Source organism: Flagellimonas algicola (assembly GCF_005937185.1).
Lineage (GTDB): Bacteria > Bacteroidota > Bacteroidia > Flavobacteriales > Flavobacteriaceae > Flagellimonas > Flagellimonas algicola.
On the sequence record NZ_VCNI01000001.1, the window covers coordinates 1,472,905 to 1,489,854 of the forward strand.

Genomic DNA, 16,950 nt, shown 5'->3' on the forward strand with positions numbered 1-16,950 from the left:
CTATTAATCGTTGTATCTGGATACTTCCCGGTCGTAAAAAGCGGTTGCAGCTTCCACCAAATTTTCTGCTTCCGCGGCCAATTCTGCCTCATCTTCTTTGGAGAATTCCTCTAGCCACTCCACTTCATCATTTTCCAGATTGATTATGAATCTTGGGTATTCGGTATGAACGATAAAAATGGAATTAGGATGATCTGTATTATCTCCCAACAAAAATTTAGGTAATTCCATGCGTTTGTTTTGAATGTCAGGTATTAAAGTCTCAATGGGTTCTTATCAACTTTTTGGTCAGATAGTTAAATCGAATATACAACATTACAGCTGATGCCGTCAGCCCCAACAAAAGTCCCAACCAAATGCCCGTACTTTTTAATTCCGAATACAAGCCAAAGTAATATGAAACCGGAAATCCAATCAACCAATAGGCCACAAAAGTGATAAAGGTTGGTATTTTGACATCCTGCAACCCCCGAAGCGCTCCAAGAACAACTACCTGAATTCCATCTGAAATTTGAAAAAATGCTGCCACCAACAATAATTTGGCTGCGATTATTATTACCTCAGTATTGTCCATTTGGTTGATGACATCGTCAACATCCAAATAAATGGTGGGCAACCAATGTCTACCAATCAAGAAGAGGGCAGCAAAAACAACTTCCAACAACAGAGTGAGAAAGAAAATGGACTGGGCGATCCTTCGTAGTTCCCCAAACTTTCTAAGCCCCTTTTGATTGCCTACCCGAACCATGGCCGCAACACTGAGTCCCATCCCAACCATAAAGGTCATACTGCTTAAGTTTAATGCGATTTGGTTGGCAGCTTGCGCATTCTTGCCCAAGACCCCACTTAACCAAATAGCTGCGGTAAATATGGCCACTTCAAAAAACATCTGTAAAGCAGATGGGAAACCAAGACTTATAATCTTGTCTATTATCCTTTTTTCTATGGCCTTAAAATTGAAGCCGGTCACATAGAACTGGAACTTTTCCTTGCGCTTCAACAAAAACCAGATGTAACCCACCATGATAAATCGGGATGCCAACGTACCAATTGCGGCTCCGACTATTCCCAGTTTGGGAAACCCAAAGGAGCCAAATATCAATAGGTAGTTGATTACAATATTGATCACATTGGCCAATACCGTGGCATACATAGGGTATTTGGTTTGGGAAAGGCCCTCAGAAAACTGCTTGAACGCTTGAAACATGATCAAGGGCACCAACGAAAAGGCTACCAACTCCAAGTAAGGGATGGCCAGTTCCACAACTTCTGCGGGTTGCTTCATGTAATGCAAAAAGGGTTTGCAAAGCAGGATAATTCCAAAAAGGGAAATTCCGAGTAGGGTGCACAATACCAATCCATGTTTCAGCGCACTTTTCCCTGCAACCTTGTCCCCTGCTCCATCTGCCTCTGCCACCAAAGGTGTTATAGCTGTGGAAAAACCTATGCCCAAGGACATGGCGATAAACACAAAACTATTGCCCAAGGAAACAGCGGCTAGCTCCGCGGTACCCAATTGCCCTACCATAATGTTGTCGGCAAAGGCAACGAAAGTATGGCCCAACATTCCCAAAATAACGGGATAGGCCAATCTGAGATTGTACGCAAACTCTTTGGTGTAGTTAGAGAGCAATTGAATGGGTTTAGGCAGCCAAATATACTGCTTCCCCAAACCTTAACCGAACCATTTTACGGATAAAAATTATTCAAAGGCCGTGGTCAGAATTTCCTGCATTACAGGATAGTCTTCATCCAAATCCCCGTATTTTGCCCGCTCTCTTAGCAGTTGTTCCTTCATCTCCGAAATAATGCTCGTATACTTCTCGTCGGCAATCGCATTTCGGACTTCCCTTGGATCTTCTTGCAAATCATAGAATTCCCACCGGGGCTCTGTACTTTCAGGCGTAGTTCCTTTTTTGCCCAGGTCCTGACCGTAGAAAAGCGCCAATTTGTACCGATCATTTCTGATTCCATAATGGGCAGGTCTTACAGGATTGTGCAACCAGTAGCGATAATACATTTGCTTTCTCCAATCTTCTTGAGGCTCGCCTTCCAGGATGGGACGAAAACTTTCGCCTTGCATGTAAGCAGGTTTTTCAATTCCAGCGTAATCGGCTAGCAATGGAGCAAAATCAATATTAAGAATAATGTCGTCTATGCGCTGCCCTCCTTTAATTTTCTTTGGATATCGAATTACAAAGGGCATCCGAAGGGATTCTTCATAAATGAGTCGCTTGTCAAAAAAGCCATGTTCACCTAGAAAATAACCTTGATCTGCGGTATACACCACTACAGTATTGTCTGCGATTCCTTCCTCTTCCAGCCAGTCCAATAGTTTGCCAATGTTATCATCAATGGCGGCTCCGCAGCGCATAAAATCCTTTACCAATTTTTGATAGATTTTTTTCCGTTTCTGAACACTGTCAAGACCTTCCAGTGGGTATGGTAATCCAGGGTATTGGGTCCAGAATACGTCAGGGTTCTTGGTCGCTCCCTCCCATCGGTCCGCTAAACGCTCCAAAATCTGTCCTCCAAAAGTTCTTCCAGTGGTCTCCTTTCCAAAGTCAAGTAAAGATTCCGGCTCGGGAATCTCCTCATTTTCATACAAATGCGCAAATCGCTTGGGGTATTCAAAAGGCTCGTGGGTAGCCTTAAAATTGCAAAACATCAAAAATGGCTTTTCCGTATCTCTTTGTTCCAAGTGCGAAATGGTCAAATCGGTGATCACGTCTGTTGAAAAACCTTCGTGGACGGTACCTTTGGTACTGTCGTACCCATCTACCCAATCTTCATCAGTTTTCATAATGGGATTCCAATACAACCCTTGACCAGGTAACACATTGAAATAATCGAACCCTTCAGGCTTACCCACCAGATGCCATTTTCCAATGATAGCGGTTTGATATCCATTTGCCGATAAGGTCTTGGCAATATTTGGGTGTCCCTTTGGTAAAGGTTCGCTAAGTGTATATACTTGATTTACATGACTGTACTGTCCTGTTAAAATGGCTCCTCTGCTTGGAGTACAAATGGAGTTCGTACAAAAAGCATTGTTCAAAACCGCCCCTTCCCTAGCCAGGCGTTCCAAGTTTTCGTTTTGTACATAATCCTGGAGTATTCCACCATATAATCCCCAAGCTTGTGAGGTATGGTCATCAGACAGGATAAATAAAATATTGGGTTGGGATGGTGGCTCTGGTTCTACTTTTGTTTTGCAGGATACAAGAACTACTAACCCAAAAATGAATGGGAGAATTTTGGCTTTGGCTATGGGTGTCATTTTCAAGGTTTTATTTTGACGCGCCGTAAAACTATTGAAAATTGTCGACTATTTCCCTGTGTGATTTGTTAGACTTTTTTGGCCTCTTCCCAAAAAACATTCATTTCATCCAGGGTCATTTCCTTGAGCGTTTTACCTGAATCCTTGGCTTTCTGTTCCAAATACTGAAATCTTTTGATGAACTTTTTATTGGTTCGTTCCAGGGCATTTTCGGGATTGATATCCAGAAAACGAGCATAATTGACCATGGAAAATAGGACATCCCCAAATTCCATTTCCAAACGATCGGCATTGCCTTGTTTCAATTCTTCTTGCAGTTCTGATAGCTCTTCCTGTACCTTTTCAAAAACCTGTTCGGGTTGCTCCCAATCAAAGCCCACTCCAGCTACTTTTTCCTGTATTCTATTGGCTTTGACCAAGGCAGGTAAACTGTTGGGGACACCTTGAAGTACGCTTTTCTTTCCTTCCTTCAGTTTAATGTTTTCCCAATTTTGTTTTACTTCTTCCTCATCCTGCACCTTTACATCTCCATAGATATGCGGATGCCTGTTGATCAACTTTTCAGCAATACCATTCGCCACATCGCCAATGTCAAAGTCCTGGGTTTCCGAACCAATTTTCGCATAGAATATGATATGAAGTAAAAGGTCGCCCAGCTCCTTTTTAACCTCTTCCAGATCATTGTCCAAAATAGCATCTCCCAATTCGTAGGTTTCCTCAATGGTCAAATGTCTAAGGGTCTGCATGGTCTGTTTTTTGTCCCAGGGGCATCCAGCCCTTAATTCATCCATGATGGTAAGCAGCCGGTCAATGGCCTTTAGCTGCCCAGATCTTTCATTCATCTATAAAATTTTATCTAAAAGTACAAAGACCATACATTTAGGGAGACTGGTTTTTAGCTAATTTTGGACAACATCAAATTATTTATCAACAAGTCTTACAGTCATGAAGTTTAGAATGAAGTCGCTCTTTATCGTTACCCTATTTTTGTTTGCCTCTAGTTTTGTTATGGGTCAGGCGTCGCTACCCTTTTCAGGAGAGGTAAAGGAAGTTCAAGAAAATACCCGGAAAATTTGGGACAGCTCCAAAAACACCATCGTATTTACCGGTAGTTCCAGTATTCGAATGTGGGAGGACCTGCAAGAACGATTCCCTAAGGCCCACATTTTGAATACGGGCTTTGGTGGTTCGCAATCTTCGGATTTGGAGCATTTTCTGGACGAGCTGATCTTGGATTACAGTCCTTCGCAAGTATTTATCTACGAGGGTGACAACGATATCAGCGCCAAAAAAAGCCCTCGAGCCATTATTGGAACCCTGGAAGATATCCTGGGTGTGCTTCAAACCAGAAGGCCGGAGATGGATATTGTATTGATTTCGGCCAAGCCCAGCATTTCCAGATGGCATTTAAAGCGGAAGTATATGCGCTTTAACAAAAGACTTCGAAAACTGGCAGCCCAAACCCAAGGGGTCCGATTTGCGGATGTTTGGAATGTGATGCTAAACAAAAGAAAACTTAAAAGAGATCTTTTTATTGAGGACGGATTGCATATGAATGCCAAAGGTTATGACCTGTGGCACGAGGTCCTTAAAAATTACGTAAACCATACTTTATAGTTATGAAATTAAGAGTGATATGGATTTTTGTAGCCGTTGTTTGTTTGGCGGCTTGTCAACCCAAAAAGAAGGAAATCAATTTTCCAAAAACGGATTTAGCGGAAGTTGCCTTGATTCCAAAGCCGGTCAAAACCATTGCCACCCATAGCGCATTTGCCCTTGATGCCGGGACTGTAATTTTCACCACCCAAACTGACTCCAACTTTGAAGCAGTGGGCAAGTTTCTGTCCCAAAAAATAAAGCTTAAAACCGGGTTGAATCTTGGTGTAAACCAAACCAACGAAGAACTGCCCATGGAGCGGGTGGTGTACATCAACCAATCGGATAGCGAGGACTTGAAAACTCCGGAATCTTATCAACTCTACATTAAAAAAGATTCCATTCTGTTAAATGCAAAGACTGCGGCTGGGGCTTTTCGTGGGATTCAGACACTTCGCCAACTCATTCCTGAACAGACGAACGATACTTTAGTAGATCATTCACTTTGGTTGATTCCCACCGGAAAAGTTCTGGACGAACCCAGATATGCCTATAGAGCTTCCATGTTAGATGTAGCACGGCACTTCTTCACTGTTGATGAAGTCAAAAAATACTTGGATATTCTTGCTTACTACAAGTACAACGCACTTCACTTACATCTTTCGGATGATCAAGGCTGGCGAATTGAAATCAAATCCTGGCCCAAACTTACCGAAGTGGGTGGCGCCAGTGAAGTTGGAGGTGGCGAAGGAGGCTTTTATACCCAAGAGGAGTACAAGGACATCGTGGCTTATGCTGCGGAAAGACATATTACCATCATCCCTGAAATAGATATGCCAGGACACACCAATGCAGCTTCCTTGAGTTACCCCATTCTTCATGCGGGTGGCAAGGCAGACAAACCCAGAGTGAGAACAGATATGTTGGTGGGCTATAGCTCCTTTCATACACGAAAAGATACCGTCTATGCATTTTTGGATGACGTAATCCGTGAAATTGCTGCCATTACCCCTGGGCCTTATTTTCATATTGGTGGGGATGAAAGTCATGTGACCAAAAAGAAGGATTATATCCACTTTGTGGAGAAGGTGGAAAAAATTGTGCTGAAGCATGGCAAAACTCCTGTGGGCTGGAACGAAATTGCCCAGGCGGATATCAGTTCCTCAAGTGTCCTGCAATTGTGGAACGAACCGCACAATGCCGTCAAAGCTGCCAAGAACGGCTCCAAAATCATCGTTTCATCCGCCGAGAAAATGTACTTGGACATGAAATACGATTCCATTTCCGAATATGGGCTAACATGGGCTGGGATGATTCCCGTTGATGTTGCCTACAATTGGGACCCCAACACCTTTTTGGAGGAACTGCCACAAGAAAGCATTTTGGGTATTGAAGCGCCGCTGTGGTCCGAGACCATTAGCAACAGTACCGAATTGGAGTATTTGGCTTTCCCTAGGGCCATTGGTTTTGCCGAAATGGGTTGGTCTCCTGCAACACACAGAAATTGGGACGAATACAAGCTAAGGCTTGCCCAACAGGTACCTTATTTATCTCGAATGGAGGTGAATTTTTACCCAACCCAACTGGTGGACTGGCCGGAATAAGATTTATTCCTCTTCGGATGATGCGGCCGTAACCTCTTCTTCCTTTGCTTCGGTGAAATCCGTGATTTTATTATCCAAAAGCAGGTTGTACCACTGGATTATTTTCTTAATGTCGCTGGCATACACTCTATCCTCGTCATAATTGGGCAATATCTCAAAGAAATACTCCTCCAAAGCAATTTTCTCTGCTTTATGGCTCACACTTGTCTTTTGGCCATTTTCCTTCTCTTTGATTTTGGAAAAAACGTCCCTTAAAGGCACTTCTTCTTCCAGCGTATAAATAGCAATCTCAGACAATACACTCACGTTGTTACGCATACCAACAGTTACCCGTTTTCCATCCAAAAGGGATTCGCCTACAAATCCGGTGCGGGTTTGGGTCAATAGTTTGTAAAGACCAGGTTTTCCAGCGATTGATAAAATTTTGTCCAGTGCCATATTTTAGTTTTATGCGCGCAAAATTATGCTTTTATAGCAAACAGCCTTTTTTTTAACGTCCTTTTTTGATATTTGGAAATCTCATTTTGTAGTCCACGCTGATTTTTCCCTTGGAAATTTTGTCCAATCTACTTTTTAAGAGCCTTTTCTTTAAAGAAGAAAGTTTATCCGTGAAAAGCACGCCTTGTATGTGATCATACTCGTGCTGAATCACCCGTGCCAATAGCCCATCATAAGTTTCTATGTGCGCGTTGAAATTCTCATCAACATAACTGATGGTAAGCTGTGGTTTACGCTTTACATCCTCTCTAATATCAGGTATACTCAGGCAGCCCTCATTAAAATCCCATTCATCGCCTATTTCCTCTTCAATTTTGGCATTGATAAAGACTTTTTTAAAGCCTTTCAACGCTTCCTGTTCTTCTGGACCCAGTTCCTCATCATCCGAAAAGGGAGTAGTATCCACCATAAACATCCGAATAGGAAGGCCTACTTGAGGGGCTGCCAGTCCAACTCCATGGGCGTTATACATGGTCTCCCACATATTGGCAATCAGTTCCGATAATTTGGGATACTCGTCGTTGATTTCCTTGGCTACTTTACGCAAAACGGGATCCCCGTAGGCTACAATGGGTAAAATCATAAACTAAAATCTGTTTAAGTAGGCCTGCAAAATAAGGGTTGCACTTATCTCATCGACCAGGGCTTTATCTTGACGTTTTTTCTTTTTCATTCCACTTTGCACCATGGACTGAACGGCCATTTTTGAGGTGAAACGTTCATCCTGGCGTTCAATAGGAATTTTCGGAAATGCAGCTGTCAACTTTTTCAAGAAAGGTTGAATCAATGCCTCGGATTCCGATGGTGTATTGTCCATTTGTTTGGGCAACCCCACCACGAATCTTTCCACTTTCTCATTTTTTAAGTAATCCCCAATAAAACTTAGTAATTCTTTGGTTTCGACCGTGGTAAGTCCAGATGCAATGAGTTGAAGCTCGTCCGTCACCGCAATGCCTGTCCTCACCTTCCCATAATCCAAAGCCAAAATTCTCGCCAAGTCTAAATTTTTGGCAAAAATAACCCTAAAAATGTTATGCCATTAAAATAAGGTAGAATATTCTATTGAGCCGACTATCTTTGTCAAAATTTAAAAAATATGACACAGCTTAGGGCTCGTATTGAAGACGCTTGGGAGAACAGGGAACTGTTAAAAGAAGAAGAAACCCAAAACGCGATTAGGGAGGTAATCAACCTGATTGATTTGGGTCAATTGCGTTGCGCTGAACCCACTGCCGATGGTTGGCAAATCAATGAATGGGTCAAGAAAGCTGTGGTATTGTATTTTCCTATCCAGAAGATGGAAGTTCTGGAGGCAGGCATCTTTGAATATCATGATAAAATCCCATTAAAGCGAGGCTATCAGGAAAAAGGCGTTAGGGTTGTACCTCACGCTGTGGCCAGGCACGGTGCCTACATTTCTTCAGGTACCATTTTAATGCCCAGCTATGTGAACATTGGTGCATATGTGGATGAAGGAACCATGGTAGACACTTGGGCCACGGTGGGTAGCTGCGCACAAATTGGCAAAAATGTCCATTTGAGTGGTGGTGTTGGTATTGGCGGTGTATTGGAACCCTTACAAGCCTCCCCCGTAATCATTGAGGATAATGCCTTTATCGGCTCGCGCTGCATTGTTGTGGAAGGTGTTAGGGTTGAAAAAGAAGCCGTTTTAGGTGCCAATGTGGTGTTGACCGCTTCCACAAAAATTATCGATGTAACAGGTGATGAACCCATCGAATTAAAAGGTAGGGTTCCTGCACGTTCTGTGGTTATTCCAGGCAGTTATACCAAAAAATTTGCTGCTGGCGAGTACCAAGTCCCTTGTGCCTTGATTATTGGAAAAAGAAAGGAAAGTACGGACAAAAAGACGTCTCTGAACAATGCACTTAGAGAACATGATGTTGCCGTTTAAGCACTGCGAAATTATTCCAACTACACAGCTTTACAGCCCTATAAATACTCACCACCATTGATAAATGAAGGGGTAACGGTGTTTTTTGATGGTGCCAAGCAACCTATTTTATTTTTCACATCTATTCCATACAAAACCACCTACATTGTTAAAATTTTAAGGAGTAAATGAAAGATTTCGCAAATCGAAATGGTGTAAGAAAATTACGCTTTAAAACAATTTTCTCCTGATTATTTTGTTATAGTTTTGTAATCACCAAACCGCGTACCAATAAATATGGCTGGATTTAGCACCCCAAAACAAAAGCTATCCGCACTCGTCATTACCTACAATGAAATAGGATATATTGAGCGATGCATTGAGTCAGTAACCTTCGCTGATGAGATCCTTGTGGTTGATTCTTACAGTACAGATGGCACTTATGAATATCTTCAAAGCCACCCTAAGGTTAAAGTAATCCAACATCCTTTTCAGAATTTTACGGCACAAAAATCCCATGCACTGAAGCAAGCTTCCAATGACTGGGTATTATTTTTGGATGCTGATGAAGTTGTGGGGTCCAAACTACAGGAGGAAATCATTACCACGATAAATGACCCAAAGGCCTGTGAGGCCTATTGGTTCTACCGGATTTTTATGTTTCAAGATACTCGACTGAATTTCAGTGGGTGGCAAACCGATAAAAACCACCGCCTTTTTAGAAAAAGTAAGGCCAAATACACGGACAAAAAATTAGTGCATGAGACCTTGGAAGTGGATGGCAATTCTTGCATCCTAAAGGAACGTTTGACTCATTACTGCTACAAAAATTACGAAGATTATAAGGGTAAAATGCTCCGTTACGGTCAGCTTAAGGCCAAGGAAGCTTTCTATAAAGAAAAACAATTCAATTATTTTTCATTGGTTTTTAGACCCCTTTGGAAATTCTTCAACCATTATGTGATTCGATTAGGCTTTTTGGATGGCAAAAAAGGAATCATCATTAGCTACCTGAATGCTCTTGGCGTTCTTGAAAGATATCGGGAATTGAAACGGTTGGAAAAGAAAAACCAGCTTACCTACTATTTGGTGATGCCATAGTGCGTCCAAACACTTTTTTGTTGTTTTACCCCTTTTCTAATGGCCTTGTTTTTGGCCAAAGCTTCTGGATTGACATAGCCCCTATCGTGATCCAAATGAATACACACTGCGCTATATCTCAATTGCTTGGTTTTTATCCCAAAATTCACCATCCGCTCCCCCATTTCACGGTCTTCCCCACCATATTGCATACGTTCGTCAAACCCGTTGACATTTAGAATATCTTGTTTCCAAGCAGAAGAGTTGTGACCATTCCAACTTGGGTTGGTGGGCGTAAATGCATTTAAGAGTTTGGAAACAAATCCATTGGCCGTCAACTTGTTGTTTTTAAAAGTCTTTGGTATTCCTTTTTCCATGAGCCAATTGATGTTGAAGCAGTTTTGCTTCGAAATATCTTCTTTGGTGATGGCCAAGGAAATATTCATGGGCAACATATAGTAGCCCCCAGAAATGAAAGTAGAAGGCGCTTTATTGATGTAATGTACTTGCACAAAATCCTCTCTGGGAATACAATCCCCGTCGGTCATAATGATATAATCCGTTTCCGTGGCCACAATGGCCTTGTTCAAAATCTTGCATTTTTGAAAGCCATCGTCCTCCTGCCAAACATGCTTTATAGGATAACTAAGTTCATGCCTTAAGGACTCAATCCTTTTTTTGGTTTCTTCGGTAGAGCCATCATCAGCAATGACAACCTCAAAATCCTTATAGGTTTGGCAATGGAATCCCCAAAGAACTTTCTCCAACCAGTCCGGTTTGTTATAGGTACTTATGATTACACTGACTGCAGGCATTAATTAGAGTTTTTCAGTACTTTTGCAAATGTAGTTTTTTGAGGTACATCTCCAATATAATTCCCACAATTTATATGCATCGAACCTACGTAGGCTCTACTATATACCACATTTATCTCTCCTTGATCCATATCATCAAAAATTCGGAATACTCCTTGGATAATTGTGGAAACAATCTTTTGTTTTTGGTGGAAAGCACCCCTATGATAGAAACTTTAATTCCAAACCTAAAAAAACGCTTCTTTAGGGAAGTCCATATTATCTCGGAACGAAGGGATCATGTGAAAGACTTGGGGAAATTCAATTATTCGCTACGAAGAAAATCCAAGTTAATCCCATATTTAGAAGCTAAACATCCGGAACTGGCCATTGAAAAAGAGTTTATCAAAAATGCTGACTTGTATTTGTGCGATACCGATTCTTCCAAAAGCTATTTTCTATATGAATTTGGAAAGAAAAGGGACATTAACATGATTGAAGATGGGGCTAGAACATATCGACAAAGACATTCCTCATTTGAACAACTCATTAAGACCTATATAACCAAAACACCCATTGGTGGTGGATTTGATAAGGAAATTGCAACTATTTACGCCCAATTCCCGCAAAAACTCCCCGTAGGCATCCAAAACAAGGCAAAGGAACTCAACATTAAAAAAGAGGTGGCCCAATGGCCCGAAAGTATAAAACAAGAAGTTTTTCAGTTATTTATTCAAGATGAAACCCTTGAGGTTTCCAGCAACAACAATGCCCTAATCCTTACCCAGCCCATTTCCGAAGATAAGGTGGTAGCCAATGAGGAAGTCAAAATAGCGATGTACAAGGATCTTATCTCCAAAGTACCGCAAGACATGAATATCATTCTAAAGACACATCCCAGAGAGCTTACCAATTACAAGGAACACTTTAAAAATATTACGGTGTTGCCCGCTCTATTTCCTATAGAAATTCTGGGATTGAAAGAAGGTTTTTATTTCGAAAAAGGGTATACCTTATTCTCAACAGCGCTTTCAAACTTGGAAATAGTTAAAGAGCCCTTTTTCCTAGGTAAGGATTATTTGGATAAATTTACCGTCGGCGCAACCAGGGACTTGATCCAAAACATGGAAATCCCTTCCTAAAAATGCAAAGCATGCAAAAAAAGACCATAGGTTTTATCCCCTTACGAAAGAACTCCAAAGGCATCCCTGGCAAAAACAAGAAAAAGTTGTTGGGTAGACCCTTGTTTTCTTGGGTGCTGAGCGAAGCCATTTTTTCCAACTTGGACGAGGTATATGTGTTCACTGATGATGAGGAAATCATAGCATACATTGATAAAAACTATGGTTGGACCCATAAGGTTAAGCCGCTTTTACGCTCGGCTGAAAATGCGTCGGACACCGCCTCGACAGAGTCGGCAATGTTGGAATTCTCCGAGCTTATCAACCACGATTATGATGTATTCTGCCTCCTGCAGGCCACCTCACCGCTAACACAAAGAACAGACATCAATAAAGGGTTAGAACTGGTTTTGAACGGAAATTATGATTCTGCCCTCAGCGTAGTTCGTACGCATCGGTTTATTTGGTCCGAGGATGGCAAAAGCCTTAACTACGATTACACAAATCGGCCTAGAAGACAGGATTTTGATGGTTTGCTCATGGAAAATGGGGCCGTTTACACTTCTGGAAAGAAAGAATTGCTGGAATCAGGTAACAGACTTAGCGGCAAAATAGGATTGGTGGAAATGTCAGAGGACACTTTGGTGGAGATAGATTCTGAAACCGACTGGCAGGTCATTGAGCAACTGCTAATTTCCAGTTTTAAAACCAAAAAAACACCACAGCGCATCTCTCATCTTATCCTTGATGTGGATGGCGTATTTACGGATGGCAGAGTGACCTATGGAAATACCGGCGAACTATCCAAAACGTTTGACATGCGGGATGGTATGGGATTGGAGATTCTTAGGCAACACAACGTCAACGTAATGGTAATGACCTCGGAAGATTCCGAAACAGTGGCACAACGGATGAAAAAACTACAAATAGAGGATGTTTTTCTTGGCGTAAAGGACAAGTATTCCTTCTTGGAAAACATCTTACAAGAACGCCAGCTTACGGCTCAGGAAATTGCATACATCGGGGATGATGTCAATGATATGGCCAATATGCTCCGTGTTGGTTGGTCTTTCTGTCCGTCCAACGCCACAAAACCTATAAAATATCAGGCAGATGTTGTTTTAAACAATGCTTCTGCCAATGGAGCCATCCGAGAGGCTTGCGAATTTATTATGAACTACAATCTAAGATTTAATGACCTATAAAGAACCCTATATTATTGCGGAAATTGGCTGTAACCATAAAGGTGACATGAAAATAGCGAAAGAGCTCATTTACATGGCCAAGATTTTTGGCAACGCCAATGCGGTAAAATTTCAGAAACGGAATAACAAGGAATTGTTGACCGAGGAGCAGTACAACGAACCTCACCCCAATCCCGTCAATTCTTATGGAAGCACCTACGGGGAACATCGGGAGTTTTTAGAGTTTGATGTGGAGCAGCACAAGGAATTGATGGCCTATTGCAATGAAGTGGGTATTACCTATTCTACTTCCGTTTGGGACACCACCTCAGCAAAGGAGATTGCCAGCCTCAATCCTGAATTCATCAAGATTCCATCAGCATGCAACAACCACTATGAAATGTTGGGATGGTTATGCGACAATTATAAAGGTGAACTGCACATTTCCACTGGAATGACCACAAAAGATGAGATTTCAACCTTGGTGGATTTTTTTGAAGAACGTGGTAGGGGAAAAGATTTGGTAGTCTACAATTGCACCTCTGGCTATCCGGTTCCTTTTGAGGATATCTGCCTGTTGGACATTCTGAAGCTCAAGGAAAAATACGATAACCATGTAAAGAGCATCGGTTTTTCAGGCCATCATTTGGGAATTGCTGTTGATGTCGCCGCCTATACGCTGGGCGCCCATATCATTGAGCGTCATTTTACATTGGATAGAACGTGGAAAGGAACAGACCATGCTGCTTCCTTGGAACCTATGGGACTTCGCAAACTCTGCCGGGATGTGAGGGCAACCCATCAGGCATTAACGTACAAGCAAAAAGATATTCTGGATATTGAGAGCGTACAGCGTGAAAAACTGAAATACAAAAAGTAAATGAAGCCTGATTTTGGTCCAGAACTCGCCAAAGCAAAGGAAGCTTTGCAATCTGGCGGGCTCATTCTCTACCCTACGGATACCATTTGGGGTATTGGCTGCGACGCCACCAACCCCGAAGCTGTAAAAAAAGTATATCAGCTTAAACAGCGTGAAGACAGCAAAGCCCTGATTTGTTTGGTTTCCAGTCAGGCCATGTTGGAACGTCATGTCAAGCAAGTTCCAGATGTGGCTTATGATATTATGGATTGCGCAACGAAACCAACCACCATTGTCTTTGACGACCCCACTGGTGTTGCAAAAAATCTGATAGCCTCAGATAACACTTTGGCCATTAGGGTAGCATCTGATAAATTCTGTCAATATCTCATCAATAATTTTGGAAAACCCATCGTATCCACCTCCGCAAACATCTCTGGCTTTCCGTCTCCCAAACATTTTGGGGAGATTGCTTCAGAAATTTTAAAAGGAGTGGACTATGTGGTAAATTTGCCGGACGAAAACAAAGACCCTTCACCTTCTTCCATTATTAAGCTTAGCAACGATGGACAGGTCAAGGTAATCCGGGAGTAGCATGGCGCAGGAATTCCATAAAAAGGTACTAGAAAATCCAATTTTTAAGATCATTGGTGAAGCTTCCAAAGAATTAGGCTTGGATTCCTATGTTATTGGTGGATTTGTCAGGGACTACCTGCTTCAAAGAGGGGCTCCAAAAGACATTGATATTGTTGCCGTGGGAAGCGGGATAAAATTGGCTGAAAAAGTAGCTTTGAAGCTACCGGGTAAACCTCAAATTTCAGTTTTCAAGAATTTTGGGACCGCCATGATCAAACACCAAGATTTTGAGCTTGAATTTGTGGGAGCACGCAAGGAAAGCTATTATAGAAATAGCCGTAAACCAGTGGTGGAAAACGGGACTTTGGAAGATGACCAAAATAGGAGAGATTTTACCATAAATGCCATGGCATTGGACCTTAATCCTGAAAATTTTGGGCTTCTTTTGGATCCTTTTGATGGAAGAAAAGATTTGGAACAACAGATTATCAGAACTCCGCTTGAACCCGACACCACGTATTCCGATGACCCGCTTAGAATGATGCGCGCCATTCGGTTTGCGACCCAGTTGAATTTTACCATTGAACTACGCTCTCTTCAGGCTATTTCTGAAAACAAAGACCGCATCAAAATTATTTCGAAGGAACGCATTGTGGGTGAGCTGCATAAAATTCTTTCGAGTAATAAACCTTCAATCGGTCTTGGATTAATGCATCAAACCGGACTTCTTCCCTACATCTTACCTGAATTGACCGCACTTCAGGGCATTGAGGAAATTGAAGGGCAAAGACATAAAGACAATTTTTGGCATACCTTGGAAGTAGTGGACAATATTGCCCAAACCACAGATAATCTTTGGTTGCGATGGGCCGCTTTGTTGCACGATATTGGCAAAGCTCCTACCAAAAAATTTCACAAAAAAATTGGCTGGACATTCCACGGCCACGAATTTGTCGGTTCCAAAATGGTGTACAAACTCTTTAAACGCCTAAGGATGCCCCTGAACGAAAAAATGAAGTTCGTGCAGAAAATGGTGCTCATGAGTTCCAGACCCATTATTTTGTCTGAAGAACATGTAACGGATTCTGCAGTTAGGCGGTTGGTCTTTGACGCAGGAGAGCACGTAGAAGATCTAATGACCTTATGTGAGGCGGATATCACCACCAAAAACCCCAAAAAACAGAAAAAGTACAAGAACAACTTTAAGATTGTACGACAAAAAATTGTGGAAGTAGAAGAGCGGGACCAAATCCGAAATTTTCAACCTCCTGTTTCTGGGGAAGAAATCATGAAAGTCTTCAATCTTAAACCATCCAAGGAGATTGGAATCCTAAAGGATGCCATCAAAGAGGCCATTTTGGAAGGGGAAATCCCCAATGAATATGAAGCAGCCTATCAATTTATGTTGGAAAAAGGGAAACAAATGAATCTTGAACCCGCTGCGGATGAAAAAAAATAAATACGTTATCTATTGGCTTCTGACCGGATGTGTCCTTATTTTCATTATGGTTGTGGTGGGTGGAATCACCAGACTTACGCATTCCGGACTTTCCATATCGGACTATAAGCTGATCAGTGGAACCTTGCCTCCCATGAATCAACAAGAATGGGAAGAAGCCTTTGAACTCTATCAGCAGTATCCAGAGTATCAAAAGTTAAACTACCATTTTACCCTGGAGGATTTTAAAAGCATCTACTTCTGGGAATGGTTGCACAGGGTAATTGGCAGGTTCATAGGTGTAGTGTTTATTGTACCATTCCTGTTCTTTTTGGTTACCAAAAAACTAGATGGACCCACCATACGTAAATCGCTGGTTTTACTTTTTTTAGGAGGATTTCAGGGCTTTTTGGGCTGGTATATGGTCAAAAGTGGATTGGTGGATCGCCCCGATGTTTCCCATTATCGATTAGCGGCCCATCTAACTACGGCTTTCTTGACCTTTGCTTATAGCCTTTGGGTAGCACTTGATCTTATATATCCCAACAAAAAGGAGGCTCAGAAATCCATCAGAAACCTAATTCGGGTTGCACTGATAATCTTGATCATGCAGATTATTTGGGGGGCTTTTGTAGCTGGATTGGACGCTGGGTTCATTCATAACCACTGGCCGCTGATGAGCGACGGAAAATTGATTCATGAAACTGTCTACATTGAGCAACAACCCTTTATCAAAAATCTGTATGAGGGTAAAAGCGGTGTTCAATTCGTGCATCGCTATCTGGCCTATGTGGTAGTGGCTTTTGTTTTTGTCATTTGGCACAAAACAAAGAAAATAAAGATGACTTTAACACAGCAAAAAGGTGTACAATTGTTGATTATCCTTGTTTTTGTCCAGTTTCTTCTTGGCGTTTTAACCTTGATTCTGGCCATACCCTTGTGGCTTGGGATTTTACATCAGGTTGGTGCATTTTTCCTTTTGGCGGCAATGACGTTTAGCTTGCATAGGTTCACCAAATAACCCACTAT

The 16,950-nt window shown here is 41.9% G+C and carries 18 protein-coding genes; 10 read left to right on the forward strand and 8 right to left on the reverse strand.

What is annotated here, in order from left to right:
* Nucleotides 1-3: 3 nt before the first annotated feature.
* The 4 genes from FGG15_RS06450 to mazG form a co-directional block, all read right to left on the reverse strand.
* On the reverse strand, nt 4-231 hold the full coding sequence (locus FGG15_RS06450) for a hypothetical protein (RefSeq protein ID WP_138834403.1): 228 nt from the start codon (nt 229-231) through the stop codon (nt 4-6).
* A gap of 31 nt (nt 232-262) precedes the next feature.
* Nucleotides 263-1,633 carry an MATE family efflux transporter gene (locus FGG15_RS06455; protein WP_138834405.1) on the reverse strand — a complete coding sequence of 457 codons (1,371 nt, stop codon included), beginning with the start codon at nt 1,631-1,633 and terminating at the stop codon, nt 263-265.
* Between the two features lie 69 nt (nt 1,634-1,702).
* A complete protein-coding gene (locus FGG15_RS06460; protein ID WP_138834407.1) occupies nt 1,703-3,280 on the reverse strand; it encodes a sulfatase family protein in 1,578 nt (525 codons plus the stop codon).
* Between the two features lie 68 nt (nt 3,281-3,348).
* The gene (gene mazG, locus FGG15_RS06465; protein ID WP_138834409.1) at nt 3,349-4,122 is read right to left on the reverse strand and encodes a nucleoside triphosphate pyrophosphohydrolase; all 774 of its coding nucleotides are present in this window, start codon (nt 4,120-4,122) and stop codon (nt 3,349-3,351) included.
* 103 nt (nt 4,123-4,225) lie between these two features.
* On the opposite strand from mazG, the gene FGG15_RS06470 reads away from it, so the two are divergent.
* A complete protein-coding gene (locus tag FGG15_RS06470; protein WP_138834411.1) occupies nt 4,226-4,897 on the forward strand; it encodes a GDSL-type esterase/lipase family protein in 672 nt (223 codons plus the stop codon).
* Nucleotides 4,898-4,899: 2 nt separating this feature from the next.
* The gene (locus FGG15_RS06475) at nt 4,900-6,480 is read left to right on the forward strand and encodes a family 20 glycosylhydrolase (RefSeq protein ID WP_138834413.1); all 1,581 of its coding nucleotides are present in this window, start codon (nt 4,900-4,902) and stop codon (nt 6,478-6,480) included.
* A gap of 3 nt (nt 6,481-6,483) precedes the next feature.
* On the opposite strand, the gene FGG15_RS06480 is transcribed toward FGG15_RS06475, so the two are convergent.
* Genes FGG15_RS06480 through ruvX form a run of 3 tightly spaced genes read right to left on the reverse strand, consistent with a single transcriptional unit; the run spans nt 6,484 to nt 7,975 of the window.
* A complete protein-coding gene (locus tag FGG15_RS06480; RefSeq protein ID WP_138834415.1) occupies nt 6,484-6,918 on the reverse strand; it encodes a DUF5606 family protein in 435 nt (144 codons plus the stop codon).
* Between the two features lie 52 nt (nt 6,919-6,970).
* Nucleotides 6,971-7,561, reverse strand: a complete 591-nt coding sequence (gene def, locus FGG15_RS06485) for a peptide deformylase (protein WP_138834417.1) — start codon at nt 7,559-7,561, stop codon at nt 6,971-6,973.
* A gap of 3 nt (nt 7,562-7,564) precedes the next feature.
* Entirely contained in the window at nt 7,565-7,975 is a 411-nt protein-coding gene (gene ruvX / locus FGG15_RS06490; protein ID WP_138834419.1) for a Holliday junction resolvase RuvX, read from the reverse strand.
* A gap of 99 nt (nt 7,976-8,074) precedes the next feature.
* Between ruvX and FGG15_RS06495 the strand changes: the two genes are divergently transcribed.
* Together FGG15_RS06495 and FGG15_RS06500 are read left to right on the forward strand one after the other, a co-directional pair.
* Nucleotides 8,075-8,890, forward strand: a complete 816-nt coding sequence (locus FGG15_RS06495; RefSeq protein ID WP_138834421.1) for a 2,3,4,5-tetrahydropyridine-2,6-dicarboxylate N-succinyltransferase — start codon at nt 8,075-8,077, stop codon at nt 8,888-8,890.
* A 276-nt stretch (nt 8,891-9,166) separates the two neighbouring features.
* Nucleotides 9,167-9,970: a glycosyltransferase family 2 protein gene (locus FGG15_RS06500; protein WP_138834423.1), complete on the forward strand. Its 804-nt coding sequence runs from the start codon at nt 9,167-9,169 to the stop codon at nt 9,968-9,970.
* Here the strand turns inward: FGG15_RS06500 and FGG15_RS06505 are convergent.
* The gene (locus tag FGG15_RS06505; protein ID WP_138834425.1) at nt 9,952-10,764 is read right to left on the reverse strand and encodes a glycosyltransferase family 2 protein; all 813 of its coding nucleotides are present in this window, start codon (nt 10,762-10,764) and stop codon (nt 9,952-9,954) included. The genes FGG15_RS06500 and FGG15_RS06505 overlap by 19 nt on opposite strands.
* A gap of 74 nt (nt 10,765-10,838) precedes the next feature.
* Between FGG15_RS06505 and FGG15_RS06510 the strand changes: the two genes are divergently transcribed.
* From FGG15_RS06510 to FGG15_RS06535, 6 genes are read left to right on the forward strand one after another with little or no spacing between them, the layout of a single operon-like run.
* Nucleotides 10,839-11,885: a polysialyltransferase family glycosyltransferase gene (locus FGG15_RS06510; RefSeq protein ID WP_138834427.1), complete on the forward strand. Its 1,047-nt coding sequence runs from the start codon at nt 10,839-10,841 to the stop codon at nt 11,883-11,885.
* Nucleotides 11,886-11,896: 11 nt separating this feature from the next.
* Nucleotides 11,897-13,069, forward strand: coding sequence for an acylneuraminate cytidylyltransferase (locus tag FGG15_RS06515; protein WP_138834429.1), 1,173 nt, complete (start codon nt 11,897-11,899; stop codon nt 13,067-13,069).
* A complete protein-coding gene (locus tag FGG15_RS06520; RefSeq protein ID WP_138834431.1) occupies nt 13,059-13,928 on the forward strand; it encodes an N-acetylneuraminate synthase family protein in 870 nt (289 codons plus the stop codon). Before FGG15_RS06515 ends, FGG15_RS06520 begins: the two co-directional genes overlap by 11 nt.
* A complete protein-coding gene (locus tag FGG15_RS06525) occupies nt 13,929-14,501 on the forward strand; it encodes an L-threonylcarbamoyladenylate synthase (protein ID WP_138834433.1) in 573 nt (190 codons plus the stop codon). It abuts the gene before it with no gap.
* A gap of 1 nt (nt 14,502) precedes the next feature.
* Nucleotides 14,503-15,942, forward strand: coding sequence for a CCA tRNA nucleotidyltransferase (locus FGG15_RS06530; RefSeq protein WP_138834435.1), 1,440 nt, complete (start codon nt 14,503-14,505; stop codon nt 15,940-15,942).
* On the forward strand, nt 15,929-16,942 hold the full coding sequence (locus FGG15_RS06535; RefSeq protein ID WP_138834437.1) for a COX15/CtaA family protein: 1,014 nt from the start codon (nt 15,929-15,931) through the stop codon (nt 16,940-16,942). Before FGG15_RS06530 ends, FGG15_RS06535 begins: the two co-directional genes overlap by 14 nt.
* The last annotated feature ends 8 nt before the right edge of the window (nt 16,943-16,950 follow it).